Source organism: Pseudomonas sp. HN11, assembly GCF_021390155.1.
Taxonomy (GTDB): domain Bacteria; phylum Pseudomonadota; class Gammaproteobacteria; order Pseudomonadales; family Pseudomonadaceae; genus Aquipseudomonas.
The window spans coordinates 5308169-5334049 of sequence record NZ_CP089985.1; the positions used below are offsets into that span (position 1 = coordinate 5308169).

General features: G+C 58.9%; 18 protein-coding genes. 12 read left to right on the plus strand and 6 right to left on the minus strand.

The features are described from left to right. Positions 1 to 52: 52 nt before the first annotated feature. The 12 genes from LVW35_RS24340 to LVW35_RS24395 all read left to right on the plus strand — a co-directional run bounded on the left by LVW35_RS24340 (position 53) and on the right by LVW35_RS24395 (position 18005). A complete protein-coding gene (locus LVW35_RS24340) occupies positions 53 to 229 on the plus strand; it encodes a hypothetical protein (RefSeq protein WP_003176118.1) in 177 nt (58 codons plus the stop codon). Continuing rightward, on the plus strand, positions 213 to 3167 hold the full coding sequence (locus LVW35_RS24345) for a sensor histidine kinase (RefSeq protein ID WP_233892364.1): 2955 nt from the start codon (positions 213 to 215) through the stop codon (positions 3165 to 3167). Before LVW35_RS24340 ends, LVW35_RS24345 begins: the two co-directional genes overlap by 17 nt. Before the next feature lie 22 nt (positions 3168 to 3189). After that, positions 3190 to 4617 (plus strand): sigma-54-dependent transcriptional regulator, encoded by a 1428-nt coding sequence (locus tag LVW35_RS24350; protein WP_233892365.1) that lies wholly within the window; start codon positions 3190 to 3192, stop codon positions 4615 to 4617. Between the two features lie 721 nt (positions 4618 to 5338). Then, complete coding sequence (locus LVW35_RS24355; protein WP_233892366.1) at positions 5339 to 6742, plus strand: polynucleotide adenylyltransferase PcnB; 1404 nt, start codon at positions 5339 to 5341, stop codon at positions 6740 to 6742. Positions 6743 to 6744: 2 nt separating this feature from the next. Further along, positions 6745 to 7242: a 2-amino-4-hydroxy-6-hydroxymethyldihydropteridine diphosphokinase gene (gene folK / locus LVW35_RS24360; protein WP_233892367.1), complete on the plus strand. Its 498-nt coding sequence runs from the start codon at positions 6745 to 6747 to the stop codon at positions 7240 to 7242. Positions 7243 to 7456: 214 nt separating this feature from the next. Continuing rightward, complete coding sequence (panB, locus tag LVW35_RS24365) at positions 7457 to 8257, plus strand: 3-methyl-2-oxobutanoate hydroxymethyltransferase (protein ID WP_016976834.1); 801 nt, start codon at positions 7457 to 7459, stop codon at positions 8255 to 8257. Continuing rightward, on the plus strand, positions 8254 to 9105 hold the full coding sequence (panC, locus tag LVW35_RS24370; protein WP_233892368.1) for a pantoate--beta-alanine ligase: 852 nt from the start codon (positions 8254 to 8256) through the stop codon (positions 9103 to 9105). The genes panB and panC overlap by 4 nt, the downstream gene beginning before the upstream one ends. Before the next feature lie 225 nt (positions 9106 to 9330). After that, positions 9331 to 10995: a glucose-6-phosphate isomerase gene (gene pgi, locus LVW35_RS24375; RefSeq protein ID WP_233892369.1), complete on the plus strand. Its 1665-nt coding sequence runs from the start codon at positions 9331 to 9333 to the stop codon at positions 10993 to 10995. Between the two features lie 105 nt (positions 10996 to 11100). Beyond that, entirely contained in the window at positions 11101 to 13038 is a 1938-nt protein-coding gene (gene acs, locus LVW35_RS24380; RefSeq protein ID WP_233892370.1) for an acetate--CoA ligase, read from the plus strand. A 15-nt stretch (positions 13039 to 13053) separates the two neighbouring features. Then, positions 13054 to 13923 carry an oxygenase MpaB family protein gene (locus LVW35_RS24385; RefSeq protein ID WP_233892371.1) on the plus strand — a complete coding sequence of 290 codons (870 nt, stop codon included), beginning with the start codon at positions 13054 to 13056 and terminating at the stop codon, positions 13921 to 13923. A 58-nt stretch (positions 13924 to 13981) separates the two neighbouring features. Then, positions 13982 to 14998 carry a class I SAM-dependent rRNA methyltransferase gene (locus tag LVW35_RS24390; RefSeq protein WP_233892372.1) on the plus strand — a complete coding sequence of 339 codons (1017 nt, stop codon included), beginning with the start codon at positions 13982 to 13984 and terminating at the stop codon, positions 14996 to 14998. An 88-nt stretch (positions 14999 to 15086) separates the two neighbouring features. Then, entirely contained in the window at positions 15087 to 18005 is a 2919-nt protein-coding gene (locus LVW35_RS24395) for a DUF748 domain-containing protein (RefSeq protein ID WP_233892373.1), read from the plus strand. Between the two features lie 273 nt (positions 18006 to 18278). Here LVW35_RS24395 and LVW35_RS24400 read toward each other — a convergent pair whose 3' ends face one another. From LVW35_RS24400 to infB, 6 genes are all read right to left on the minus strand, one after another. Beyond that, positions 18279 to 18899 (minus strand): BON domain-containing protein, encoded by a 621-nt coding sequence (locus LVW35_RS24400; RefSeq protein WP_233892374.1) that lies wholly within the window; start codon positions 18897 to 18899, stop codon positions 18279 to 18281. Positions 18900 to 19191: 292 nt separating this feature from the next. Beyond that, positions 19192 to 21297, minus strand: coding sequence for a polyribonucleotide nucleotidyltransferase (pnp, locus tag LVW35_RS24405; protein ID WP_233892375.1), 2106 nt, complete (start codon positions 21295 to 21297; stop codon positions 19192 to 19194). Between the two features lie 195 nt (positions 21298 to 21492). Next, a complete protein-coding gene (gene rpsO, locus LVW35_RS24410) occupies positions 21493 to 21762 on the minus strand; it encodes a 30S ribosomal protein S15 (RefSeq protein WP_003177875.1) in 270 nt (89 codons plus the stop codon). A 115-nt stretch (positions 21763 to 21877) separates the two neighbouring features. Next, on the minus strand, positions 21878 to 22795 hold the full coding sequence (truB, locus tag LVW35_RS24415) for a tRNA pseudouridine(55) synthase TruB (RefSeq protein ID WP_233892376.1): 918 nt from the start codon (positions 22793 to 22795) through the stop codon (positions 21878 to 21880). 3 nt (positions 22796 to 22798) lie between these two features. Next, on the minus strand, positions 22799 to 23194 hold the full coding sequence (gene rbfA / locus LVW35_RS24420; RefSeq protein ID WP_058412546.1) for a 30S ribosome-binding factor RbfA: 396 nt from the start codon (positions 23192 to 23194) through the stop codon (positions 22799 to 22801). A 159-nt stretch (positions 23195 to 23353) separates the two neighbouring features. Continuing rightward, complete coding sequence (gene infB, locus LVW35_RS24425) at positions 23354 to 25879, minus strand: translation initiation factor IF-2 (protein WP_233892377.1); 2526 nt, start codon at positions 25877 to 25879, stop codon at positions 23354 to 23356. Positions 25880 to 25881: the final 2 nt, after the last annotated feature.

The following is a 25881-nucleotide window of genomic DNA, read 5'->3' on the forward strand; positions in this document are numbered from 1 at the left end:
AGCTTGCCAAGCATCCGTTACCATCGCCGCACGTTTTTACACAGAGGCCAACATGTACATCTATCGATTGGTCCTGCTGCTGGTCGTCGGGATCTACCTGTTCTCCCCCGCCATCATGGATTGGTGGATCGACGCCACGGGCGCCTGGTATCGCCCCTATCTGCTGTGGCTGATCCTGATCGTCGTGACTTTCATCCTGCAGAGCCAAAAAGATGCCGATGAGCTTTAGCCTCACCCAGATGCTGCTGATCAGCGCCGCCTACCTGGCCGCGTTGTTCGGGGTGGCCTGGATCAGTGAGCGCGGAATGATTCCGCGGGCGATCATTCGCCATCCGTTGACCTACACCTTGTCCCTCGGCGTATACGCCAGCGCCTGGGCGTTCTATGGCACCGTGGGCCTGGCCTATCAGTACGGTTATGGCTTTCTGTCCAGCTACCTCGGGGTGTCCGGCGCGTTTTTGCTGGCGCCGGTGCTGCTGTACCCGATCCTGAAGATCACCCGTACTTATCAGTTGTCATCCCTGGCCGACCTGTTTGCCTTTCGCTTTCGAAGCACTTGGGCCGGCGCGCTGACCACCATTTTCATGCTCATCGGCGTGTTGCCGTTGCTGGCCCTGCAAATCCAGGCCGTGGCCGACTCCATCAGCATTCTGACCCGCGAGCCGGTGCAGCATCGCGTCGCCCTGGCCTTCTGTGCGCTGATCACGCTGTTCACGATTTTCTTCGGCTCACGCCATATCGCCACCCGCGAAAAACACGAAGGCCTGGTGTTTGCGATTGCCTTCGAGTCGGTGATCAAGCTGATCGCCATCGGTGGCGTCGGTCTTTATGCGCTTTACGGCGTGTTCGATGGCCCGCAACAGCTGGAACTGTGGCTGCTGCAAAACCAGACCGCCCTTGCCGCATTGCACACGCCGCTGCAGGAAGGCCCATGGCGCACGCTGCTGCTGGTGTTCTTCGCCTCGGCGATTGTGATGCCGCACATGTACCACATGACCTTCACTGAGAACCTCAACCCGCGCTCACTGGTCAGCGCCAGTTGGGGTTTGCCGTTGTTCCTGCTGTTGATGAGCCTGGCGGTGCCGCTGATTCTGTGGGCAGGTTTGAAACTCGGCGCCACCACCAACCCTGAATATTTCACCCTCGGTATTGGCATTGCAGCCAACAGCCCTGCGCTGGCGCTGCTGGCTTATGTCGGAGGGTTATCAGCGGCCAGCGGACTGATCATCGTCACGACGCTGGCACTGTCCGGCATGGCGCTCAATCACTTGGTGCTGCCGCTGTACCAGCCGCCAGCCGAAGGCAATATCTACCGCTGGCTGAAATGGACACGCCGCGCGCTTATCGTCGCGATCATCATGGCCGGCTACGGGTTCTACCTGTTGCTGGGCGCCGGACAGGATCTGGCCAACCTGGGTATCGTCGCGTTTGTCGCCACCTTGCAGTTCCTGCCGGGTGTGCTGTCGGTGCTGTACTGGCCGACCGCCAATCGCCGGGGCTTCATCGCCGGGTTGCTGGCGGGGATCCTAGTGTGGGTCGTGACCATGCTGCTGCCGTTGGTCGGCAATCTGCAGGGCTTCTACATCCCATTGCTGAACATGATCTACGTGCTGGATGACACCAGTTGGCACATGGCCGCGATTGCCTCCCTGGCCGCCAACGTCTTGATGTTCACCCTGATCTCGCTGTTCACCAACGCCAGCCCGGAAGAAACCAGCGCCGCCGAAGCCTGCGCGGTGGATAACGTACGTCGCCCACAACGCCGAGAATTGCATGCGGCCTCGCCCCAGGAGTTCGCCACGCAACTGGCCAAACCCCTGGGCGCCAAGGCGGCGCAAAAGGAGGTCGAACAGGCACTGCGCGATCTTTACCTGCCATTTGATGAGCGCCGCCCCTACGCGTTGCGCCGCCTGCGTGACCGTATCGAGGCCAACCTGTCCGGGTTGATGGGGCCGAGCGTGTCCCAGGACATGGTGGAAACCTTCCTCCCCTATAAGGCCGGCGGCGAAAACTACGTCACCGAAGACATCCATTTCATCGAGAGCCGACTGGAGGATTACCACTCACGCCTCACCGGCCTCGCCGCCGAACTCGATGCCCTGCGACGCTATCACCGCCAGACCCTGCAGGAATTGCCCATGGGCGTGTGCTCCCTGGCCAAGGATCAAGAGATCCTGATGTGGAACAAAGCCATGGAAGAACTCACCGGCATCGCCGCGCAACGCGTGGTGGGTTCACGCCTTAATACCCTGGGTGACCCCTGGAAAGAATTGCTGCAAGGCTTTATCAACCTGCCCGACGAGCATTTGCACAAACAACACCTGGCCCTCGATGGCCAGACCCGTTGGCTGAACCTGCACAAAGCCGCCATCGACGAGCCACTGGCGCCCGGCAACAGCGGCCTGGTGTTGCTGGTGGAAGACCTGACCGATACTCAAATGCTTGAAGACAAACTGGTGCACTCCGAGCGCTTGGCCAGCATTGGCCGACTGGCGGCGGGCGTGGCCCATGAAATCGGCAATCCGATCACCGGTATCGCGTGCCTGGCGCAGAACTTGCGCGAAGAGCGTGAAGAAGACGGCGAAATCACTGAGATCAGCGGGCAGATCCTCGAACAGACCAAGCGTGTTTCACGCATCGTGCAGTCGCTGATGAGCTTCGCCCACGCCGGCGCCCATCAGAATCAGGACGAAGCGGTGTGCCTGGCCGAAGTGGCGCAGGATGCCATTGGGCTGCTGGCCTTGAACCGGCGTAATTTCGAAGTACAGTTCTTTAACTTGTGCGACCCGGATCATTGGGTGGATGGCGACTCGCAACGCCTGGCCCAAGTGCTGATCAACCTGCTGTCCAACGCCCGTGACGCAACGCCAGGCGGCGGTGCGGTACGCGTCAAGACCGAGGCTTTCGAACATACGGTCGATCTGATCGTCGAAGATGAAGGTAGCGGTATTCCACAGAACATCATGGACCGATTGTTCGAACCCTTCTTCACCACCAAGGACCCGGGTGAAGGTACCGGTCTGGGCCTTGCACTGGTCTATTCCATCGTTGAAGAGCATTATGGACAAATCACCATCGACAGCCCGGCTGACACCGAAAGCCAACGCGGCACCCGTATTCGGGTGACCTTGCCGCGTCATGTCGAAGCGACGTCCGCTGTGAACTGAGACCGTCGAGAGAATTGAATCAATGCCGCACATTTTGATCGTCGAAGACGAAACCATTATCCGCTCTGCCTTGCGTCGCCTGCTTGAACGTAATCAGTACCAGGTCAGCGAAGCCGGCTCGGTGCAGGAAGCCCAGGAGCGTTTCAGCATTCCCACGTTCGACCTGATTGTCAGTGACCTGCGCCTGCCTGGCGCGCCTGGCACCGAGTTGATCAAGCTTGGCCAAGGCACGCCGGTGCTGATCATGACCAGCTACGCCAGCCTGCGCTCGGCGGTGGACTCCATGAAGATGGGCGCGGTGGACTACATCGCCAAGCCGTTCGACCATGACGAGATGCTTCAGGCAGTGGCTCGCATCCTGCGTGACCGTCAGTCGGCCAGCAGTGCACCGACCGAACAGCGTCCCGCCGGAAAAGCCGCCGACAAGCCAGGTGTCGACAACAGCAACGGCGAGATTGGCATCATCGGTTCCTGCCCACCTATGCAGGATCTTTACAGCAAGATCCGCAAAGTCGCGCCGACCGACTCCAATGTATTGATCCAGGGCGAATCCGGCACCGGTAAAGAATTGGTGGCCCGCGCCCTGCACAACCTGTCCAAGCGTGCCAAGGCGCCGATGATCTCGGTGAATTGCGCGGCGATCCCCGAATCTTTGATCGAGTCCGAACTGTTCGGCCATGAGAAAGGCGCGTTTACCGGCGCCAGCGCCGGGCGCGCAGGTCTGGTGGAAGCGGCGGACGGCGGCACGTTGTTCCTCGATGAAATCGGTGAGCTGCCATTGGAAGCTCAAGCGCGCTTGCTGCGCGTGCTACAGGAAGGTGAGATCCGTCGCGTAGGCTCGGTGCAGTCGCAAAAGGTCGATGTGCGCCTGATTGCGGCCACTCACCGAGACCTGAAGAGCCTGGCCAAGATCGGCCAGTTCCGTGAAGACCTGTATTACCGTCTGCACGTAATCGCCCTCAAGTTGCCGGCCCTGCGTGAACGTGGCGCCGACGTCAACGAAATCGCCAACGCGTTCTTGCTGCGCCAGAGTGCGCGCATCAACCGTACAGACCTCAAGTTTGCCGCAGACGCCGAGCAGGCGATCCGGCATTACTCGTGGCCGGGTAATGTGCGGGAACTGGAGAATGCGGTCGAGCGTGCGGTAATCCTGTCGGAAAGCCCGGAGATTTCCGCCGAGCTACTGGGCATCGATATCGAGCTGAGTGACTTGGAGGACGATGACTTCATCGGCCTGGCCCCACAAGCAGGCGGTAGCAATACCAGCCATGAGCCGACGGAAGACTTGTCACTGGAAGATTACTTCCAGCATTTCGTCCTTGAGCACCAGGACCATATGACCGAGACCGAACTGGCGCGCAAACTGGGCGTGAGCCGTAAATGCCTATGGGAACGCCGCCAGCGCCTGGGCATTCCACGGCGCAAGACGGGTGTTGCCAGCGAGAGTTGACGGTGCGCCCCCGCAGGTAACACCTTCAGATGTGAAAAAACTGTTACCGCTGATTTTTTGCGTAACAAAAGCCGGGGCTTACGGTAACGAAGCCCCGGCTTTTTTTGGTCCGTCAAAAACCCTAAACCACCTAAAGCCCCCGGTTTTGCTGGGCGGTGCAAAAGTTGGCACGCACCCTGCTATATGCTTAGTACAAAAACAATAACAAGCTTTGTACAAGACAATAAAAATAAGACGAATCGACTCACGCATAACAAAAACAACACGGCGGAGGCGCAGCTAACTGATTCTTTTGGAGAGGCGTTGCATTTGGGGCTTGCCCCGCAACCAGGCCGAGAACAACAAAAACTGCCCTAAGGCAGAGCCTGAACTGGTTGGATCGTAGATCAGCAACACAGCGACCAAAGCAATCCGTTTGCTCTTGACTCCCGATTGGGAGTGTCATGAAGGTGAAGATTCATGGCGAGGGCGATCAACAAAAACAAGAAGCCCGCAACCAATAATAAAAATAGAGCACGCAACTACTTCTGGGGGAGCTTCGGCTCCCCTTGTAGTTTCAGAAAATATTTTCTGCACATTGCCCTTCCAGCAACCTCTTGAAGCTTTTGGCTTGAGGCTTGCAGCTTGTTCCTACACCATCCCCTGACTAAATGCTAGAATCCCGGCCCATCATGCGGTCATTCTTCGTTATGGCCGAACATTCCTTCAAACAGTGCATCCCATGCTGAAGAAGTTGTTCCAGTCATTCCGTTCTCCCTTGCGTCGTACGCAACACAAACGCAGCACGCCTGAAGTGCTCAACAGCAGTCAGCATTCGCTGCAACGCGCTCAATTCAGCCGTTATGCAGTGAATATCGTCGAACGTTTGCAGAACGCCGGCTACCAGGCTTATCTGGTGGGCGGATGCGTGCGCGACATGCTGCTCAACATCACGCCCAAGGACTTCGACGTCGCCACCAGCGCCACGCCTGAGCAAGTGCGCGCCGAATTCCGCAATGCGCGGATCATCGGCCGGCGCTTCAAGCTGGTGCATATCCACTTCGGTCGCGAAATCATCGAAGTCGCAACCTTCCGTGCAGGCCACCCGCAAAACGATGAAGAGGAAGACACCAACCAGTCCTCCCGCAACGAAAGCGGGCGCATCTTGCGCGATAACGTCTACGGCACCCTGGAGGAAGACGCGCAGCGCCGCGACTTCACTATCAACGCCCTGTATTACGACCCGGTCAGCGAGCGCATCCTCGATTACGCCAATGGCGTACACGACATTCGCAATAATCTGATCCGCCTGATCGGCGACCCGGTCCAGCGCTACCAGGAAGACCCGGTGCGCATGCTGCGGGCCGTGCGTTTTGCCGCCAAGTTGAACTTCGGCATCGAGAAACACACCGCCGCGCCGATTCGCGAACTGGCGCCGATGCTGCACGAGATTCCCTCGGCACGCCTGTTCGAAGAAGTACTCAAGCTGTTCCTCTCGGGCTATGCCGCTGACACCTTCGAAATGCTGGTGGATCTGCAGCTGTTCGACCCATTGTTCCCGGCCAGCGCCGAGGCTTTGGAATACAACCCGACCTACACACACACTCTGATCAGTGAGGCGCTGATCAACACCGACCTGCGCATCAAGCAGAACAAACCGGTCACCCCGGCGTTCCTGTTTGCCGCCTTGTTGTGGCCCGCACTGCCAAAACGTGTACTGCGCCTGCAAGACCGTGGCATGCCGCCGATTCCAGCCATGCAGGAAGCGGCTCACGAGTTGATCGCTGAACAGTGCCAACGCATCGCCATCCCGAAACGCTTCACGATGCCGATCCGCGAAATCTGGGACATGCAGGAACGCCTGCCACGCCGCAGCGGCAAGCGTGCCGACCTGTTGCTGGATAACCCGCGCTTTCGCGCCGGCTATGACTTCCTGCTGCTGCGTGAAAGCGCTGGCGAGCAGACCGACGGTTTGGGCGAATGGTGGACCGACTATCAGGACGCCAATGACAGCGAACGCCGCGACATGATCCGTGACCTCGGCAGCAAGGGTGAGGGTGAAGGCGCCGGCCCGAAAAAGCGTCGTCGCAGTGGCACCAAGCGCAAGCGCAGTTCGGCTGATGCCTCGGGCGCAGTGGGCGAATAAACGTGGAACGCATCTACATCGGCATGGGCAGCAACCTGGCTGCCCCGGACCAGCAATTGCGCAGTGCTATCGAAGCGTTGGCGCAATTGCCGAGTACTACCGTCGCCGGTGTATCCGCCTTCTATCAAAGTGACTCCCTGCTCCCAGGCCAGCCGCGCTACACCAATGCGGTTGCCGCTTTAGACAGCAGCCTTGCGCCCCTGGAGCTGTTGGATGCACTGCAAGCCATCGAGAACGACCAAGGCCGCGAACGCCTTGAACGCTGGGGCCCACGCACCCTCGACCTGGACATCCTGCTGTTTGGTGATCGCCTGATCGACGAGCCGCGTCTCAAGGTCCCGCACTACCAGATGCACCTGCGTGCGTTTGTGCTGTACCCACTGGCCGAACTGGCGCCCTCCACCCTGAGATTACCCGATGGCCAAACCCTCAGTGATCTGCTTGAAGCCTGTCCGTTTGTCGGTTTGGAACGCCTCACCATTGCTGAATCGCGTCAGTAACAGCGGTAACACCGTCATCGTAACAATGCGGTAACACATCCAATTGACTTCCCGTGTCCTCCTCACGACTATAGGCGTCCCGCTGCCGCCAACCCGGCGCTAAAGGGCGCAATCCAGGCCATATAAGCACTGCTCTCAAGACCGTGCGCCTGTATAGACGAAGACTCACGCGCGTTACTCGCTGTTTCCAAGCGCCTGAACGAGGACCCTTTTCATGCCAGACATTACCCTGACCACCTTGCAGAGCCTCAAGCTCAAAGGTGAAAAAATCGCCATGCTGACCTGCTATGACGCCACCTTCGCCCACGCCAGTTGCCAGGCCGGGGTTGAAGTGTTGCTGGTGGGCGACTCCCTGGGCATGGTTCTTCAAGGGAATGACAGCACCCTGCCCGTCACCACCGATGAACTTGCTTACCACACGGCCAGCGTCAAGCGCGGTAACGATGGCGCCTTCATCATCGCCGACTTGCCGTTCATGGGTTACGCGACGCTCGAACAGACCTTCCAGAATGCAGGCAAGCTGATGCAGGCCGGTGCGCACATGATCAAAGTCGAAGGCGCGGTGTGGCTGGCCGAGTCGATCCGGCTGCTGGCGGAACGTGGCGTGCCGGTGTGCGCGCACATGGGCCTGACGCCACAGTCGGTGAACATCCTCGGCGGCTACAAGGTACAAGGCCGTAATGAGGCCCAGGCGCGCCAGATGCGTGCCGATGCCATCGCCCTGGAACAAGCGGGCGCGGCGATGATCCTGCTCGAGTGCGTGCCGAGCGAGTTGGCGGCAGAAATCACCCAGGCCGTAAAAGTACCGGTGATCGGGATTGGCGCGGGCTCCGCCACTGATGGCCAGGTGCTGGTGCTGCACGACATGCTCGGCCTGTCGATCAGCGGCCGTGTGCCGAAGTTCGTGAAGAACTTCATGGCCGGACAGGACAGCATTCACGCCGCATTGAGCGCCTACGTCGCCGAAGTCAAAGGCGTGACCTTCCCTGGCGCCGAACACGGATTCTCTGCATGAACACCGTAAAAACCGTACGAGAACTGCGGGCCGCTGTTACCCACGCCCGCAATGCCGGCAAGCGCATTGGCTTTGTACCGACCATGGGCAACCTGCACAGCGGCCATGCCACTTTGGTGACCAAGGCCGCCCAGCAGGCGGATTTCGTGGTGGCCAGCATCTTCGTCAACCCGCTGCAGTTCGGCGCCGGCGAAGACCTCGACAAGTATCCGCGCACATTGGCCGCCGACCAGGAAAAGCTCCTGCAAGCGGGTTGCAACCTGCTGTTCGCGCCCACCGTCGAGGAAATGTACCCCGGCGGCATGACCGGCCAGACCCGCGTCAGCGTGCCGCAATTGTCTGAAGGCCTGTGCGGCGCCAGCCGTCCGGGGCACTTCGAAGGCGTGGCGACGGTGGTCAGCAAGCTGTTCAACATGGTCCAGCCGGACATGGCCGTGTTTGGCCAGAAGGATTACCAGCAACTGGCGGTGATCCGCGCCATGGTCCACGACCTGAACATGCCGATCCAGATCATCGGCGAGCCTACCGTACGCGCCGACGACGGCCTCGCACTGTCGTCGCGCAACGGCTATCTCTCCGACGAGCAGCGGGCCATTGCGCCGGTGCTGTACCGCAGCCTCAGCCAGATTGGGGCCGCGATCAAAGCCGGCGACCACGACTTCGCCAAGTTGCGCGCCGAACAGGTCTCGCAGATCGAAGCCGCCGGGTTGCGCCTGGACTACCTGGAAGTGCGCCAGGGCGTGCATTTGCGCCCGGCCACGGCCGAAGATCGGGATATCGTGATCCTGGTAGCCGCCTATCTGGGCGCCACCCGACTCATCGACAACCTGCACCTGACCCTCGACTGACCTCTTCCAATTGCCCTCCCCGCTGCGAGAATAAAAAGTGCCGGTACAAAAAAGTACCGGCCTTAGCGCAGACAAAGCCAAGACATATCGACACGCTAGGTTTAATGTAATCGGCCTGCGCTATGGTTAGCGCTGTCCGGAACCCATTGCTTGATCAAAGACTGGACGTTCTGGACTTAGAAGTGTCCTAAAGGCAGTCCCCGTAATAAAAGGAAACCCGCAGCGATGGCGTACTACCGCACTCCTCATGACGTTACCGCTCTGCCCGCCTGGCAAGCGCTCAATCAACATCGCCAAGCCATGCAGGATTTCAGCATGCGCGAAGCGTTCAATGCCGATCCTCAGCGTTTTTCCCAGTTCACCCTGAGCAGCTGCGGACTTTTCCTCGATTACTCGAAAAACCTGATCACCAGCGAGACCCGCGACCTGCTGGTGGGCCTGGCCAAGGAAGTGAACCTCAAGAGCGCAATTGACGCGCTGTACGCCGGCGAACCGGTCAACTCCTCCGAGGGCCGCCCTGCCCTGCACACCGCCCTTCGCCGCCCGGTGGGCGACAAGCTGTCGGTGAACGGCGTTAACATCATGCCGGACGTGCACAAGGTGCTGAACCAGATCACCGACCTGGTCGGCCGCATCCACGACGGCCTGTGGCGCGGCTACACCGAGAAGCCGATCACCGACGTGGTGAACATCGGTATCGGTGGCTCGTTCCTCGGCCCGGAACTGGTCTCCGAAGCGCTGTTGTCCTACGCCCACAAAGGCGTGCGCTGCCACTACCTGGCGAACATCGATGGCAGTGAGTTCCACGAGCTGACCATGAAGCTGCGCGCCGAGACCACGCTGTTCATCGTTTCCTCGAAATCCTTCAACACCCTGGAAACCCTGAAAAACGCCCAGGCCGCCCGCGCCTGGTACCTGGCCCAGGGTGGCTCGGAAGCTGAGCTGTATCGTCACTTCATCGCCGTATCGAGCAACAACGCGGCGGCGGTGGCCTTTGGTATCCGCGAAGAAAACATCTTCCCGATGTGGGACTGGGTCGGCGGCCGTTACTCGCTGTGGTCGGCTATCGGCCTGCCAATCGCCCTGGCGATCGGCATGTCCAACTTCAAGGAACTGCTGTCCGGTGCCTACACCATGGACCAGCATTTCCAGAATGCGCCGTTCGAACAGAACATGCCGGTGCTGCTGGGCTTGCTGGGCGTGTGGTACGGCAATTTCTGGGGCGCGCAGAGCCATGCGATCCTGCCGTACGACCACTACCTGCGTAACATCACCAAACACTTGCAACAGCTGGACATGGAATCCAACGGCAAGAGCGTGCGCCAGGACGGTACACCCGTGGCCACCGACACCGGCCCAGTGATCTGGGGTGGCGTAGGCTGCAACGGCCAGCACGCTTATCACCAGTTGCTGCACCAGGGGACCCAACTGATCCCGGCCGACTTCATCGTGCCGATCGTCAGCTTCAACCCGGTGTCCGACCACCATCAGTGGCTGTACGCCAACTGCCTGTCCCAGAGCCAGGCGCTGATGCTCGGCAAGACCCGCGCCGAAGCCGAAGCCGAACTGCGCGACAAGGGCATCGCGGAAGACGAAGTGCAGAAACTCGCACCGCATAAGGTGATCCCGGGCAACCGTCCGAGCAACACCATCGTGGTTGAGCGCATCAGCCCACGTCGCTTGGGTGCTCTGGTTGCCATGTATGAGCATAAAGTGTTCGTACAGAGTGTGATCTGGGGTATCAACGCCTTCGACCAATGGGGTGTGGAACTGGGTAAAGAGCTGGGCAAGGGCGTCTACAACCGCCTGACCGGCGCCGAAGAAACCTCGGCCGAGGATGCGTCGACCCAGGGCCTGATCAACTACTTCCGCGGTCGTCATCGCGGCTGATCCAGGTATCGCAGGGCCAACGTCCGTTTGGACGTTGGCCTTGAACCCTCCCCTTACAGGGTGCATCTTTATCACTTGTGGCCAAAACAAGAATAAGGATCGCTCATGTTCGATATCAGCACGTTCCCCACCGCCGATGCCGTCCGCCGGGCTGCGCAACTCAGTCAAGAGGACTATCAGCGCCTCTATCGCCAATCCATCGAACAGCCGGATACGTTCTGGGCTGAACAGGCCAAAGGCTTTCTCGACTGGATAACTCCCTGGCACACGGTTCAACGCTCAGACATCAACACCGGCGCAGCCCAATGGTTTGCCGGCGGCCAGTTGAACGTCAGCTACAACTGCATCGACCGTCACCTGGCACAACGCGCTGACCAACCGGCCTTCATCTGGGAAGGCGATGATCCGACAAAATCTTCCAAAATCACCTACCGCCAACTGCACCAGCACGTCAGCCGCCTGGCCAATGTGCTGAAAAGCCGTGGCGTGAAAAAGGGTGACCGGGTGTGCATCTACATGCCGATGATCCCGGAAGCCGCTTACGCCATGCTCGCCTGCACGCGAATTGGCGCGGTCCACTCAGTGGTATTTGGCGGGTTCTCACCGGACGCCCTGCGCGACCGAATTCTCGACGCAGATTGCCGCACCGTGATCACCGCTGACGAGGGTGTGCGCGGCGGCAAGCCGGTTGCGTTGAAACAGAATGTCGACAAAGCCCTGGCCAGTTGCCCGAATGTGAGCACGGTACTGGTGGTAGAACGCACCGGAGCGACCATTAACTGGAGCGAAGGCCGCGACCTCAAGTATCAACAGGCCCTGGATGCGGCAAGCAGCGACTGCCCGCCCGAGCCAATGGACGCCGAAGACCCGCTGTTCATCCTCTACACCTCCGGCAGCACCGGCAAACCCAAAGGTGTGCTGCACACCACCGGCGGCTACCTGCTGCAAGCCGCAATGACCTTCAAATACGTGCTCGACTACCGCGAGGGCGAGGTGTTCTGGTGCACCGCCGATGTGGGCTGGGTCACCGGCCACAGTTACATCGTGTACGGCCCGCTGGCCAATGGCGCGACATCGCTGATGTTCGAAGGCGTGCCGAGCCACCCGGACAGCTCCCGCTTCTGGCAGGTGATCGACAAGCACAAGGTCAACATTTTCTACACCGCCCCCACTGCACTTCGCGCCTTGATGCGTGAGGGCCACGGCCCGCTGGAGAACACGTCCCGCGCCAGCCTGCGCCTGCTGGGTAGTGTCGGCGAACCGATCAATCCGGAAGCCTGGGATTGGTACTTCAATGCCGTAGGCGAACAGCGCTGCCCGATTGTGGATACCTGGTGGCAGACCGAGACCGGCGGCATCATGCTCAGCCCCTTGGTCAGCGCCCAGTGGATCAAGCCCGGCTGCGCAACCCAGCCGATGTTTGGCGTACAACCCGTATTGCTTGACGAACACGGCAAAGAAATCAGCGGCGCCGGCAGTGGCGTACTGGCGATCAAAGGCAGCTGGCCAGGGCAGATCCGCAGCGTGTACGGCGATCCGCAGCGGATGATCGACACCTATTTCAAACCTTACCCCGGCTACTACTTCACCGGTGACGGCGCACGCCGTGATGAAGACGGCCATTACTGGATCACTGGGCGCATCGACGATGTGATCAACGTTTCCGGCCACCGTATCGGCACTGCCGAGGTAGAAAGCGCCCTGGTGCTGCACGACTTGGTGGCCGAAGCCGCCGTGGTGGGCTACCCCCATGACGTCAAAGGCCAGGGCATCTACGCGTTTGTCACGCCCATGAATGGCGTGGAACCCGACGATGCATTGAAAAAGCACCTGCTGGAATTGGTCAGCAAGGAAATTGGCAGTTTTGCCAAGCCGGAACTGATCCAATGGGCGCCGGCCTTGCCGAAAACCCGTTCAGGCAAGATCATGCGCAGGATTTTGCGCAAGATCGCCTGCAATGAACTCGACAGCCTCGGTGATACCTCGACCCTGGCGGACCCGAGCGTTGTAGAGGGTTTGATCGACAAGCGCTTGAACCGATAGAAGCCCTGAGTCGCCATGGAATTTATCCGCAGCCGTATCGAAAACCAGTTGATGAGCCTGACCGGCCTGTCGCTGGGCCAACTGGACCTGGAAAACCCCAAGGGCGACCCCGGCCTGTTCGGGCCCGATTCGGTAAGTTGGCAGGTCCATGGCGACTTCAGCAGCATGCTTATCGGCGGCATCAGTGCCCTGATGCTGCAAGCCTTGCACCCATTGGCCCTGGCTGGCGTGTGGGACCACTCAAATTTTCGCCAGGACATGCTCGGCCGCTTGCGGCGCACCTCGCAGTTCATCTCGGGTACCACCTTCGGCTCGCGCAAGGACGCTGAATGGCTGATCGAAAAAGTCCGCACCATTCACCTGCAGGTAGTCGGCCAAGCCCCGGATGGCCGGGCCTATGCGGCCAGTGATCCGGAGCTGCTCACCTGGGTGCATGTGGCGGAAGTGAGTAACTTCCTGGCCGCCCACTTGCGCTATCGCAATCCGCACCTTTCAGATCGCGATCAGGACCGGTACTACGGCGAAATTGCCTTGGTCGCCGAACGGTTGGGCGCACGGCATGTTCCACGTTCACGGCAGGACATTTCGGATTATCTGGCACGCATCCGCCCACAATTGCTGTGCGATGACCGCAGCCGCGAAGTGCTGCGTTTGCTGCTGAATGCGCCCTCCCCCAGCCTGCTGGCCAAACCCTTTGGCAGCTTGATGATGCAGGCCGGGATCGATCTGCTGCCAGATTGGGCCAGTGCCATGCTCGAACAGCACCAAAGCCCACTGCAACGTCAGATGATCCGCACCGCGGTCAAACGCAGTGCACCGATGCTGCGCTGGGCGATGCGCAATGGTTCGGTGCAACGGGCGCATCGGCGGATGGGGTTGATGTAGGCGACAGCGCATAACTGTTAAACTTCGCGCCCTCATTTCCCTCAGCAAGGCGCGCTCCATGTCTTCCTTGAATCAGGCGCTGCGCGCCGCCCTCGATCATCGCCAAGACCTGATCAGCGAACTGCATGCCCAGAGAACCGACTGCTACCGGCTGTTCCATGGCAGCCAGGAAGGCGCCGGCGGCCTGACCATCGACCGCTACGGCCCGCAATTGCTGGTGCAGAGCTTCCACCAATCCCTGGAAACCGCAGAGCTGCTGGACCTGCATCAACAGGTGAGCCAGTACATGGGCCTGGAATTGTTGCTGGTGTACAACGACCGTTCCCGTGGCCATTCGCGCATCGACCGCGAAGACCCGGTTTATCGCGCCGAACCCGCTGCGCTGGAGGACCTGGTGGGCCGTGAGTGGGGCCTCAATTACCGTGTGCGCGGGCGGCATGCAGGGCAGGACCCGCTGCTGTTCCTTGATCTGCGCAACACACGGGGCTGGGTCAAGGCGCACAGTGCGGGCAAAAGCGTACTGAACCTGTTCGCCTACACCTGCGGCGTAGGCCTGAGCGCAGCTGCCGGCGGAGCCCGCGAGGTGTGCAATTTGGACTTCGCCGAGGGCAACCTGGCGGTCGGTCGCGAGAACGGTCTGCTCAACCCACAATTACCGACCATGGAATTTGTACAGTCCGACTACTTCCCGGCAATTCGCCAACTCGCGGGCCTGCCGATCACCCAGCGACGTGGGCAGAAGTTGCCGAGTTATCCGCGCCTGGAACAACGTCAATACGATTTGGTATTGCTTGATCCTCCCGCCTGGGCCAAGAGCGCATTCGGCACCGTCGACCTGCTGCGCGACTACCAGAGTCTGCTCAAGCCTGCGCTGCTTGCCACGGCCGACCAAGGCGTGCTGATTTGCTGTAACAACTTGGCGAAGGTCAGCATGGATGAATGGCGTGAACAAGTCCTGCGTTGCGCGGAAAAAGCCGGGCGGCCAGTTCGCGACTGGAAAATCATGACGCCAGGCGCAGACTTTCCTTCACACGACCAACAGCCCCCCCTGAAGACCCTGATACTCCAACTGTAAGACGTTTCCCAAAGGACCCCGTTCTTCGGAACCGGAAACCCGTGCCATACTCCAAGGCACTCCTGTTTGATATAGATGGCGCTGCCCCATGCCCAAAGGATTGATTCGCGCCGCTGGCGCCTTGTTGACTGCCATTGCCCTGTACAGCTTGCTGGGCTTTTTGATTCTCCCTGGTGTCGCTCTGCGCATTGCCAATCAGCAACTGGCCAACTACGCCACGGTGCCGGCCCGAATCGAGCGGATCGAACTCAACCCGTTCAGCCTGGAAGTGACAGCATGGGGGCTCCAGATCGGTGAGCCCGGCAAAGAACAGGTGGGTTTCGAGCGCCTCTACGCCAACCTGCAGATCGACAGCCTCTGGACCCGTGCCCTGCACCTGGCCGATGTACAACTGGACAAGCCCAAGACCGAGCTGTTGTTCGACAAGTCTGGTCAATTGAACTTGGCGCAATTGTTCAAGCTGCCGCCCAGCGAGCCAACCCCGGCCGATCCGGACGCCAAGCCGTTTCCATTGCGTATCGACAGCATCAAGCTGGCGGGCGGTTATGTGCACTTTCAGGATTTACGCCCCAGCGAACCCATCGAATTTCTCTACGACACGCTCGATTTCGAGCTGAAAAACCTCAGTACCCTGCCTGAAGACAACGCCGATATGACGTTGGTAGCTGCTGGGCCTGAAGGTGGGCAGATCGACTGGAAAGGTAATTTCAGCCTGGTGCCGATTACCTCCGAAGGTACGTTGAAGGTCACCGACGGCAAGATGAAAGCCTGGTGGCCCTATGTACGCGACGCGCTGCCATTGGTACTGGAAGACGGCGTGCTCAACTTCAGCACCGAGTACACGTTCAGCCTGGCCAAAGAGACCGAACTGAACCTGACCAACACCGCCGCCAGCATCGCCCCATTTGCCATCAAGGCGCCGGACGGTCGTCCATTGGTGCGCCTGGAGCGCCTGGACGTCAGCGAGACCACGGTAGACCTAGCCAAGCAGCAAGTGGTGGTCGGCAAGATCCGCAGCAACAAGCTGGAAACCTGGGCAGCCCTTGAAGCCGACGGGCAACTGGACTGGCAAAAGCTGTTCGCCGGCCAACCGAGCAAACCGGCCAAGGCGCCCGAGCCCGCCACCGCGCCGGCCACCGCAGACTCGCCAAAGGCTGAGCCCACGGCACCAAGCAAACCTTGGCAAGTGCTGCTCAAGGACGTGCAACTGCGTAACTATCAAGTGCACTTGGCTGACCGTCAGGCCAAGCCGGCGGTCGCGTTGGAGGTGGGCCCGCTGAATGTCGACCTGCAGAACTTCGACAGCCTCAACCAAAACCCGTTTACCCTGAAAGTCGATTCGGGCGTGGGCAAGCAAGGTAAAATCCAGGCGACCGGCGAGGTCAACCTCAACCCGGTCAGTGCCAAGCTGAAAGTGAATACCCAGGACATCGACTTGCGGGTTGCCCAGTCCTATATCAGCCCTTTCATCCGCCTGGAACTGCGTAGCGGCATGCTCGGCAGCAATCTCGATGTGAACCTCAAAAGTACGGATCCACTGAAGCTCCAAGTCACAGGCCGAGCACAAGTCGACCAGTTGCACACGCTGGACACCCTCAAGACCCGCGACTTTCTCAAATGGCAGCGTCTGGTACTCGAAGGAGTGAACTATCAGCACGGCGATAGCCTGTCGATCGACAAGGTCAATGTGCTGCAGCCGTACGCGCGCTTCATGATCAATGATGACCGCACCACTAACGTTGACGATCTGTTGATTGCGCAACCGGCCGACAAAACACCCAAGCCTGCCAGCAAAGAAAAACCCTTGGGCATTCGTATCGGGCAGATTGCGATCAACGACGGTTCGGCCAACTTCGCCGACTTCAGCCTCACGCCTAACTTTGCTACTGCGATTCAGCAGCTCAACGGGCAGATCGGCACCATCGACAGCCGCCAGGCCAAACCGGCGAGCGTCGATATCAAGGGTAAGGTTGATCGCTATGCGCCGGTGACGATCAAGGGCAGTGTGAACCCGTTCGATCCCATGGCAGCACTGGATATTGCGACCAGCTTCAAACGTGTCGAACTGACAACACTTACACCCTATTCAGGCAAGTTTGCTGGATTCCGAATCCGCAAGGGTCGGCTGAATCTCGATTTGCATTACGTGATCACCAAAGGCCAATTGAAGGCTGAGAACAAAGTGGTGGTCGAACAACTGCAACTGGGTGAAAAAGTCGACAGCGCCGACGCCGTAGACTTGCCGATTCGCCTGGCAATCGCGCTGCTCAAAGACTCTGACGGCAAGATCTCCATCGAACTGCCGGTGACCGGCGACTTGAATAACCCACAATTCAGCGTGATGCCGATCGTCTGGCAGACCCTGCGCAACCTCGTGGTACGCGCGGCGACAGCCCCCTTCAAGTTTATCGGTGGGTTGGTGACCGGTGGCGGTTCGGAAGACCTTGGGAATGTGTCGTTCGCCGCAGGTTCCAGCGAATTGGACAAAGATGCAGAGAGCGCGTTGAACACGCTGGCCAAGGCGTTGAAGGAACGCCCTACCCTGCGCCTCGAAATCGAAGGCACTGCCGCAGCCAGCAGCGATGGCCCGTTCCTCGCCGGGCAGCGTCTGGAGCGCGAATATCAATACAATTACTACAAAATGCTCCAACGCCGTGGCGACAAGGTACCAGCCCAGGCTTCGCTGCTGGTCGTACCAGAAAGTGAAAAGGCGCCACTGCTTGAAGGCATTTACCGCACCCGCTTGAAACAGCAACCGCCCGCCGAATGGAAAGACTTGAGCCGTGATGACCGCACAGCAAAGCTCAAGGACGGCGTGATCAAATTCTGGAGTACAAGTGATGTGCTACTGCGTCAACTGGGCCAGGACCGCGCCAGCACCATCAAGGACTACCTGGTGGATAAAGGGCAACTGGAAGATGACCGGGTGTACTTCATCGATGCCAACCTGGGAAAGGCAGAGAAGGACGGTCGAGTCGTTACGCCAATGCACCTGGATGCTGAATAACGCCTGGACGACACCTGCTCACGTGTAGGCTTTGGCTTGCCAGCGGGTCACTCAGTTGTATAGCGGTGATACGAGCGCAAACAAGCCAGCGCCTCTAATTGATCGAGGTCGTTATGAGGTTTTCGTTCCGAGCCGCAATAGAAAAGGCCCCGACACGAATGCCGGGGCCTTTAATGGCCACATCCTTGTGGCCGGTCGCATGAACCTGTGTGGTGCATTGAGTGGATAACTAGCTCACTCGCTGCCGCCTAGTTCAGACGAATTCCTCCAACGTTACTCTGCTTTCAGGCCGTCGGCCGATACAGCTTTAACGCCTTTGATTTTCTTGGTGATATTCACCGCAGTAGTTTTCTGAGCTTCGGTCACGGCAGTAGCCGACGACAGGGAAACTACACCTTTGTTAGTTTCGACCTTGATGTCCGTGCCAGGAATGCCTTTCTCGGTGACCAGATCAGCTTTGACTTTGGTAGTGATCCAAGTATCGGAGGTCGACTCTTTAGCGCTAGCAGCCGCGCCCTTGGTTTTGTCGATACCATCAGCCTTGGTAGCGCCGCCAGCCAGCAGGCCGTCAGCAGAAACAGCAGTTACACCTTTGATTTTCTTAGTGATGGCTACGGCAGTCGCTTTCTGCGAGTCTGAAATAGCGACTTCGGAGGACAGGGAAACCACGCCTTTATTGGTTTCAACCTTGATGTCCGAACCAGGAATACCTTTCTCGGTCAGCAGGTCAGCTTTTACTTTGGTGGTGATCCAGGCATCCGAGGTGGACTCTTTAGCCTTGGTCACTTCACCGGCCGCCAACGTCATAGGGGCTTGGGAAGTCTGAGCAAAGGCTACGTTAGCACCCATGGCCAGGGTCAGAGCGGTAGCAGTAGCGAGAGCGAACTTCTTCATACGAGTAACTCCTGTTTTATTAAAAGTCTGCAGCGCATAAACCTTGATGCTGCAGCGTTAACAGGGATATTGCAGGCACTGTGCCAAGTATCGATAGCGAATTAAACCGTTATAAAACAACGAGTTAGGAAATCACGCAATTTTCGAAATCGTGCAAGTTGCATGAACACCATTGTACCTGCATGCAAGTTGCGGCTTTTGACTCGCGCTAAACGGCTGATTTGCCTTCACTTTCCAGCGTCCATAAAAAAAGGACTCCGCAGAGTCCTTTTTCAGCGTTCGTTCGGGGTGGTTAAACGCCCGAAGCCTTCGCTGCTGCTACGTCCTTGATGGACAGCTTGATACGGCCGCGGTTGTCCACGTCCAGTACCAGCACTTCCACTTCCTGGCCTTCTTTCAGGATATCGGTCACTTTCTCAACGCGAGCGTCGCTCAGCATGGAGATGTGAACCAGACCGTCCTTGCCCGGCAGGATGTTGACGAATGCGCCGAAGTCGACGATGCGCTCAACCTTACCGACGTAGATCTTGCCGATCTCGGCTTCAGCGGTGATACCTAGTACGCGCTGACGTGCTGCTTCAGCCGCTTCCTTGGTTTCGCCGAAGATCTTGATCGAGCCATCGTCTTCAATATCGATCGAAGCCTTGGTTTCTTCGCAGATCGCACGGATAGTCGCGCCGCCCTTACCGATGACATCACGGATTTTGTCAGTGTCGATTTTCATCGCGATCATGGTCGGAGCATTTTCCGACAGTTCGGTACGGGACTGACCAATGATCTGGTTCATCTGGCCGAGAATATTCAGGCGCGCTTCCAGGGCTTGGCCCAGAGCGATTTCCATGATTTCTTCGGTGATGCCCTTGATCTTGATGTCCATCTGCAACGCGGTCACACCTTTGGCGGTACCGGCTACTTTGAAGTCCATGTCGCCCAAGTGGTCTTCATCGCCCAGGATATCGGTCAGGATGGCGAACTTCTCGCCTTCTTTAACCAGGCCCATGGCGATACCGGCAACCGGCGCCTTCATCGGCACACCAGCGTCCATCAGCGCCAGGGAAGCACCGCAAACGGAAGCCATGGAGCTGGAACCGTTGGACTCGGTGATTTCCGACACAACACGAATGGTGTACGGGAATACGTCAGCGGCAGGCAGCATGGCTGCGATCGAACGACGGGCCAGACGGCCGTGACCGATTTCGCGACGACCAGCACCACCCATGCGACCACACTCGCCTACCGAGAACGGAGGGAAGTTGTAGTGCAGCATGAACGGGTCTTTTTTCTCGCCTTCCAGGGTGTCCAGCAGTTGTGCGTCACGGGCGGTGCCCAAGGTTGCAACAACCAGAGCCTGGGTTTCACCACGGGTAAACAGCGCCGAACCGTGAGTCTTTGGCAGAACACCGACTTCGATGTTCAGCGGGCGTACGGTGCGGGTGTCGCGACCGTCGATACGTGGCTTGCCGTTAACGATGTTTTCGCGAACGGTGCGGTATTCGATTTCGCCGAAGGCAGCTTTGACTTCGCTGGAAGAAGGCTGGCCTTCTTCACCGGACAGCTTGGCCACAACCTGATCCTTCAACTCACCCAGGCGAGCGTAGCGGTCGGCCTTGACGGTGATGGTGTAGGCATCGGAGATGGCAGCGCCGAACTCGGAGCGGATAGCGCCCAGCAGTTCGGTGGCTTCAGCTTGTGGCGCCCAGGTCCAGGTCGGCTTGGCAGCTTCGGCAGCCAACTCGGTAACAGCCTTGATGACAGCCTGGAACTCGTCGTGGGCGAACAGCACAGCACCCAGCATCTGGTCTTCGGTCAGCTCTTTGGCTTCCGATTCAACCATCAGCACGGCTTCCGAGGTACCGGCTACGACCATGTCCAGGCTCGACGCTTTCTGTTGCTCGTAAGTCGGGTTCAGCAGGTAGCCGGTGCTTTCGTGGAAAGCAACGCGGGCGGCGCCGATCGGGCCATCGAAAGGAATGCCGGAGATCGCCAGGGCAGCCGAGGTACCGATCATCGCAGCGATGTCCGGATCGGTCTTTTTGCTAGTGGAAACGACAGTGCACACAACCTGCACTTCGTTCATGAAGCCTTCTGGGAACAGCGGACGGATCGGACGGTCGATCAGTCGGGAAGTCAGGGTTTCTTTCTCGGAAGGACGGCCTTCGCGCTTGAAGAAACCGCCAGGGATCTTACCGGCAGCGTAAGTCTTTTCCTGGTAGTGAACGGACAGAGGGAAGAAGCCTTTGCTCGGGTCAGCGGTCTTGGCGCCAACCACGGTCACCAGAACGGTAACGTCGTCATCAACGGTAACCAGCACTGCGCCGGAGGCTTGACGGGCGATACGGCCTGTCTCGAGGGTAACGGTCGACTGACCGAACTGAAATTTTTTGATAACCGGGTTCACGGTGTCCTACCTTCTTTGTGGCTCTTGGGGGAACTTGTCTTCTTGCGAAATTCTTGGGCAATGTCGGGAATCGGCCCGAACCTGGTCCAGGGTAAAACGTGTATCCAGATAAAACTTGAGGCTGGGAGCCTGCCATGGGCCAGCGGGAATCCCACTGACACACGACAGACAACCAACCTCTAGCGCAATCGCTTATTAGCGACGCAGACCCAGGCGACCGATCAGAGTCTGATAACGACCCAGATCCTTGCCTTTCAGGTAGTCCAGCAGCTTACGGCGCTGGTTTACCATGCGGATCAGACCACGACGGGAGTGGTGATCTTTACCGTTGGCCTTGAAGTGACCTTGCAGCTTGTTGATGTTGTGGGTCAGCAGTGCAACTTGCACTTCTGGCGAACCAGTGTCACCAACAGCTTGCTGATAGTCAGCAACGATTTGTGCTTTTTCTTGAACGTCGAGAGCCATGAGGCAATCCTTTTTTCAGGAAACCACCCAAAGGGCAGTTTCAACAGGCCAGGGACAAATCCCTGTATCTAAAAATGAGTGTTGACCGTGCCTGTTAACAGCCACACTCGTCCGGTCATTCTGACCGAATCAGTCGACGCGGCGCGATGCGCCCGTCTTCGCTCACTTCACCGATACCGATGAAGCGACCATTATGATCCTGTACCCGCACCATACCGAATTTCGGGGCATCCGGGGCACGTACCGGCTGGCCGTTGAGCCAGTAGAACGCGCTGTGCTCCGAGAAGTGCAGCAATGGCCAATCCAGCAAGCCGCTGTCCGACGGCATCAGGAAGCGATCAACTGCTTCATTGCCACCTTCGGCGTGTACCGCTTCCAACTCTTCCAACGTGACTGTCTGGGCCAGGCTGAAAGGACCTGCCTGGGTGCGTCGCAGTTCTGCAACGTACGCACCGCAACCGAGCTTCTCACCGATATCTTCCACCAGGGTACGGATATAGGTGCCTTTGCTGCAGTCCACCGCCAGGCGGACAGTGTCGCCTTCACAGGCAAGCAATTCCAAGCGCGCAATAGTAACAGAACGCGGTTCGCGCTCCACTACTTCGCCCGCACGTGCCAGTTTGTAAAGAGGCTGCCCGTCACGCTTGAGCGCCGAGTACATTGGCGGTATCTGGCTGATTTCCCCACGAAAACCAGGTAAAGCAGCTTCAATATCAGCACGACCAACGGTCACATCGCGAACCTGCAGAACATCTCCTTCGGCGTCGGCCGTGGTGGTGGTCTTGCCCAGTTGCATCAGGGTTTCGTAACCCTTGTCGGAATCGAGCAGGTATTGCGAGAACTTGGTGGCCTCGCCAAAGCACAACGGCAGTACACCGGTGGCCAAAGGATCGAGGCTGCCGGTGTGCCCGGCCTTTTCGGCATTGAGCAACCAGCGGACCTTCTGCAACGCGGCATTGGAGGTAAAGCCAATAGGCTTGTCGAGCAGAATGATGCCGCTGACGTTGCGACGGATACGTTTGACCTGAGCCACCGCTTACTCCTTGGCGTCTTCAGGTGTGGACGGATGCTGGTTGTCTTCAGCCACGGCGCGCTCGATCAGTGCCGACAGGTGCGCACCACGCACGACGCTTTCGTCGTAGTGGAAATGCAACTGGGGAACACTGCGCAGCTTCATTTCACGGGCTAACTGCATGCGCAGAAAACCTGCGGCGGAGTTGAGCACCTTGATGCTTTGTGCAATTTCTTCGCTGCTGTCCTGCCCCATCACGGTGATGAAGATCTTGGCGTGACCCACATCACGGCTCACTTCTACGGCGGTGATGGTGACCAGGCCAACGCGGGGGTCTTTGACTTCGCGACGGATCAGTTGGGCCAGCTCACGCTGCATCTGATCGCCGATACGCTGGGTACGGCTGTATTCTTTTGCCATGTCTTGTTACCTGTTACTGCCACACGGTGAAACCCGTGGGGTCTGAAAGCGGCAAACGCCCGGCCTGACAAAAGCCAGACCGGGCGTTGCGTTTAGAGTCCGTACGCCGCGCGAGGCATTTGCATGCCCACACGCCGCGTGGCTCCGGAAGTGCGCGAGTTAGAGGCTGCGAGCAACCTGGACCTTCTCGTAGACTTCGATCTTGTCGCCAGGCTTGACGTCGTTATAGCTCTTGACGCCGATACCGCATTCCATGCCGGCACGTACTTCGGAAGCGTCATCCTTGAAGCGGCGCAGGGATTCCAGCTCGCCTTCGAAAATAACGATGTCTTCGCGCAGTACACGGATCGGACGGTTGCGGTACACAGTACCTTCGATAACCATGCAACCGGCGATCGCGCCGAACTTCGGCGAGCGGAACACGTCACGAACTTCGGCGATACCCAGGATGTTCTCCCGGACGTCGCTGCCAAGCATGCCGGTGAGGGCTTTCTTGACGTCTTCGATGATGTCGTAGATGACGTTGTAGTAACGCATGTCCAGGCCTTCCTGCTCGACGATCTTGCGAGCGCCAGCATCGGCACGCACGTTGAAACCGAACAGTACAGCGTTGGAAGCCAGTGCCAGGTTGGCGTCGGATTCGGTGATACCACCGACACCGCCACCGACAACGCGCACTTGCACTTCGTCGTTACCCAGGCCGTTCAAGGCGCCGTTCAACGCTTCGAGAGAACCACGTACGTCAGATTTGAGGACGATGTTAAGCGTCTTCTTCTCTTCCTGGCCCATGTTCTCGAAGATGTTTTCCAGCTTGCCGGCGTGAGCACGGGCTAGCTTGACTTCGCGGAACTTGCCTTGACGGAACAGAGCCACTTCGCGGGCTTTCTTCTCGTCGGCAACCACGCTCATCTCGTCGCCAGCGTCCGGGGTACCGTCCAGGCCGAGGATCTCGACCGGGATAGCCGGGCCGGCTTCCTTGATTGGCTTGCCGTTCTCGTCGAGCATGGCACGTACACGGCCATAGTTCGAACCGACCAGGACCATGTCGCCTTGGCGCAGGGTACCGTCTTGAACCAGTACGGTTGCAACCGGGCCACGGCCCTTGTCGAGACGGGACTCAACCACAACGCCACGGCCTGGGGCCGATGGCGTAGCAGTCAGTTCCAGAACCTCGGCTTGCAACAGAACGGCTTCGAGCAGTTCGTCAACGCCGGTACCCATCTTCGCGGAGACCGGTACGAATGGAGTATCGCCACCCCACTCTTCAGATGTCACACCGTGAACCGACAGTTCGCTGCGGATGCGATCGAGATCGGCGCCCGGTTTGTCGATTTTGTTCACGGCAACGACCAGAGGTACACCGGCAGCCTTCGCGTGCTGGACAGCTTCAATGGTCTGCGGCATCACGCCGTCGTCCGCTGCAACCACCAGAATCACGATGTCGGTCGCCTTGGCACCGCGGGCACGCATCGCGGTAAACGCGGCGTGACCAGGGGTGTCGAGGAAGGTGACCATACCGCGCTCGGTTTCAACGTGGTACGCACCGATGTGCTGGGTAATACCGCCGGCTTCGCCAGCAGCCACCTTGGCGCGACGGATGTAGTCGAGCAGGGAAGTCTTACCGTGGTCAACGTGGCCCATTACGGTCACAACCGGTGCACGGGAAACGGCTTCACCTTCAAACTTCAGGGACTCGGCCAGGGAATCTTCCAGGGCGGTATCGCTGACCAGGGTCACTTTGTGGCCCAATTCCTCAGCCACAAGCTGGGCGGTTTCCTGATCCAATACCTGGTTGATGGTGGCCGGAGTGCCCAGCTTGAACATGAACTTGATGATTTCAGCTGCCTTGACCGACATCTGCTGGGCCAGATCGCCCACAGTGATGGTCTCGCCGATCTTCACTTCACGCACGACAGGGCCGGTTGGGCTCTGGAAACCGTGGGCGTTGCGTTTTTTCAGCTTGGCCTTGCCGCGACCACCACGACGGAAGCCATCGCTTTCTTCGTCGGTAGTACGTGGGGCAACGCGTGGAGCAGGCGCTTTCTCTTTGACGGAGGCACGATGCGGAGCGTTTTTGCGCTCGCCATCGCCACCACCACCGCGACGATTGTTATCGTCGGCACGTGGCTTATCCGGACGACGAGGTTCGTCGCGTTTACGAGCGTCAGCAGCAGGTGCTGGTGCAGCGGCAACCGGAGCGGCCTCACGCACAGCTTCTACTGGAGCGCTTGGCGCGGCGACCGCTTCAGTGGCAGCAGGTTGCGCAGCAGCAGGCTGGCGACGCGCTTCTTCTTCGGCGCGACGCTTGGCTTCTTCTTCAGCCTTCTGACGAGCAGCATTTTCTACGGCGCGACGTTCTTCCAGTTCGCGTTTGCGCTCGGCTTCGATTTCTTCCGGGCTGCGCTGTACGAAGACTTTCTTCTTGCGTACTTCAACGCTGATGCTCTTGCTACCAGCAACACGCAGGGTGCTGGTGGTTTTGCGCTGCAATGTAATCTTGCGCGGTTCTTCCACTTTCGCCTTGTGGCTGCTCTTCAAGTGAGTCAGCAAAGACTGCTTCTCACTATCGCTCACACCTTCATCGGCGGCGGTGTGCGGCAGACCTGCCTCACGCATCTGCTGCAACAGGCGCTCTACCGGTGTTTTGACCTCATCGGCCAGTTGTTTCACCGTGACTTGCGTCATGC

Excerpts from the sequence above, each read along its gene's own strand:
- LVW35_RS24340 (WP_003176118.1), top strand. The coding sequence starts at position 53 with ATGTACATCTATCGATTGGTCCTGCTGCTGGTCGTCGGGATCTACCTG.
- LVW35_RS24345 (WP_233892364.1), top strand. The coding sequence starts at position 213 with ATGCCGATGAGCTTTAGCCTCACCCAGATGCTGCTGATCAGCGCCGCC.
- LVW35_RS24350 (WP_233892365.1), top strand. The coding sequence starts at position 3,190 with ATGCCGCACATTTTGATCGTCGAAGACGAAACCATTATCCGCTCTGCC.
- LVW35_RS24355 (WP_233892366.1), top strand. The coding sequence starts at position 5,339 with ATGCTGAAGAAGTTGTTCCAGTCATTCCGTTCTCCCTTGCGTCGTACG.
- panB (WP_016976834.1), top strand. The coding sequence starts at position 7,457 with ATGCCAGACATTACCCTGACCACCTTGCAGAGCCTCAAGCTCAAAGGT.
- panC (WP_233892368.1), top strand. The coding sequence starts at position 8,254 with ATGAACACCGTAAAAACCGTACGAGAACTGCGGGCCGCTGTTACCCAC.
- pgi (WP_233892369.1), top strand. The coding sequence starts at position 9,331 with ATGGCGTACTACCGCACTCCTCATGACGTTACCGCTCTGCCCGCCTGG.
- acs (WP_233892370.1), top strand. The coding sequence starts at position 11,101 with ATGTTCGATATCAGCACGTTCCCCACCGCCGATGCCGTCCGCCGGGCT.
- LVW35_RS24385 (WP_233892371.1), top strand. The coding sequence starts at position 13,054 with ATGGAATTTATCCGCAGCCGTATCGAAAACCAGTTGATGAGCCTGACC.
- LVW35_RS24390 (WP_233892372.1), top strand. The coding sequence starts at position 13,982 with ATGTCTTCCTTGAATCAGGCGCTGCGCGCCGCCCTCGATCATCGCCAA.
- LVW35_RS24395 (WP_233892373.1), top strand. The coding sequence starts at position 15,087 with ATGCCCAAAGGATTGATTCGCGCCGCTGGCGCCTTGTTGACTGCCATT.
- LVW35_RS24400 (WP_233892374.1), bottom strand. The coding sequence starts at position 18,899 with ATGAAGAAGTTCGCTCTCGCTACTGCTACCGCTCTGACCCTGGCCATG.
- rpsO (WP_003177875.1), bottom strand. The coding sequence starts at position 21,762 with ATGGCTCTCGACGTTCAAGAAAAAGCACAAATCGTTGCTGACTATCAG.
- rbfA (WP_058412546.1), bottom strand. The coding sequence starts at position 23,194 with ATGGCAAAAGAATACAGCCGTACCCAGCGTATCGGCGATCAGATGCAG.
- infB (WP_233892377.1), bottom strand. The coding sequence starts at position 25,879 with ATGACGCAAGTCACGGTGAAACAACTGGCCGATGAGGTCAAAACACCG.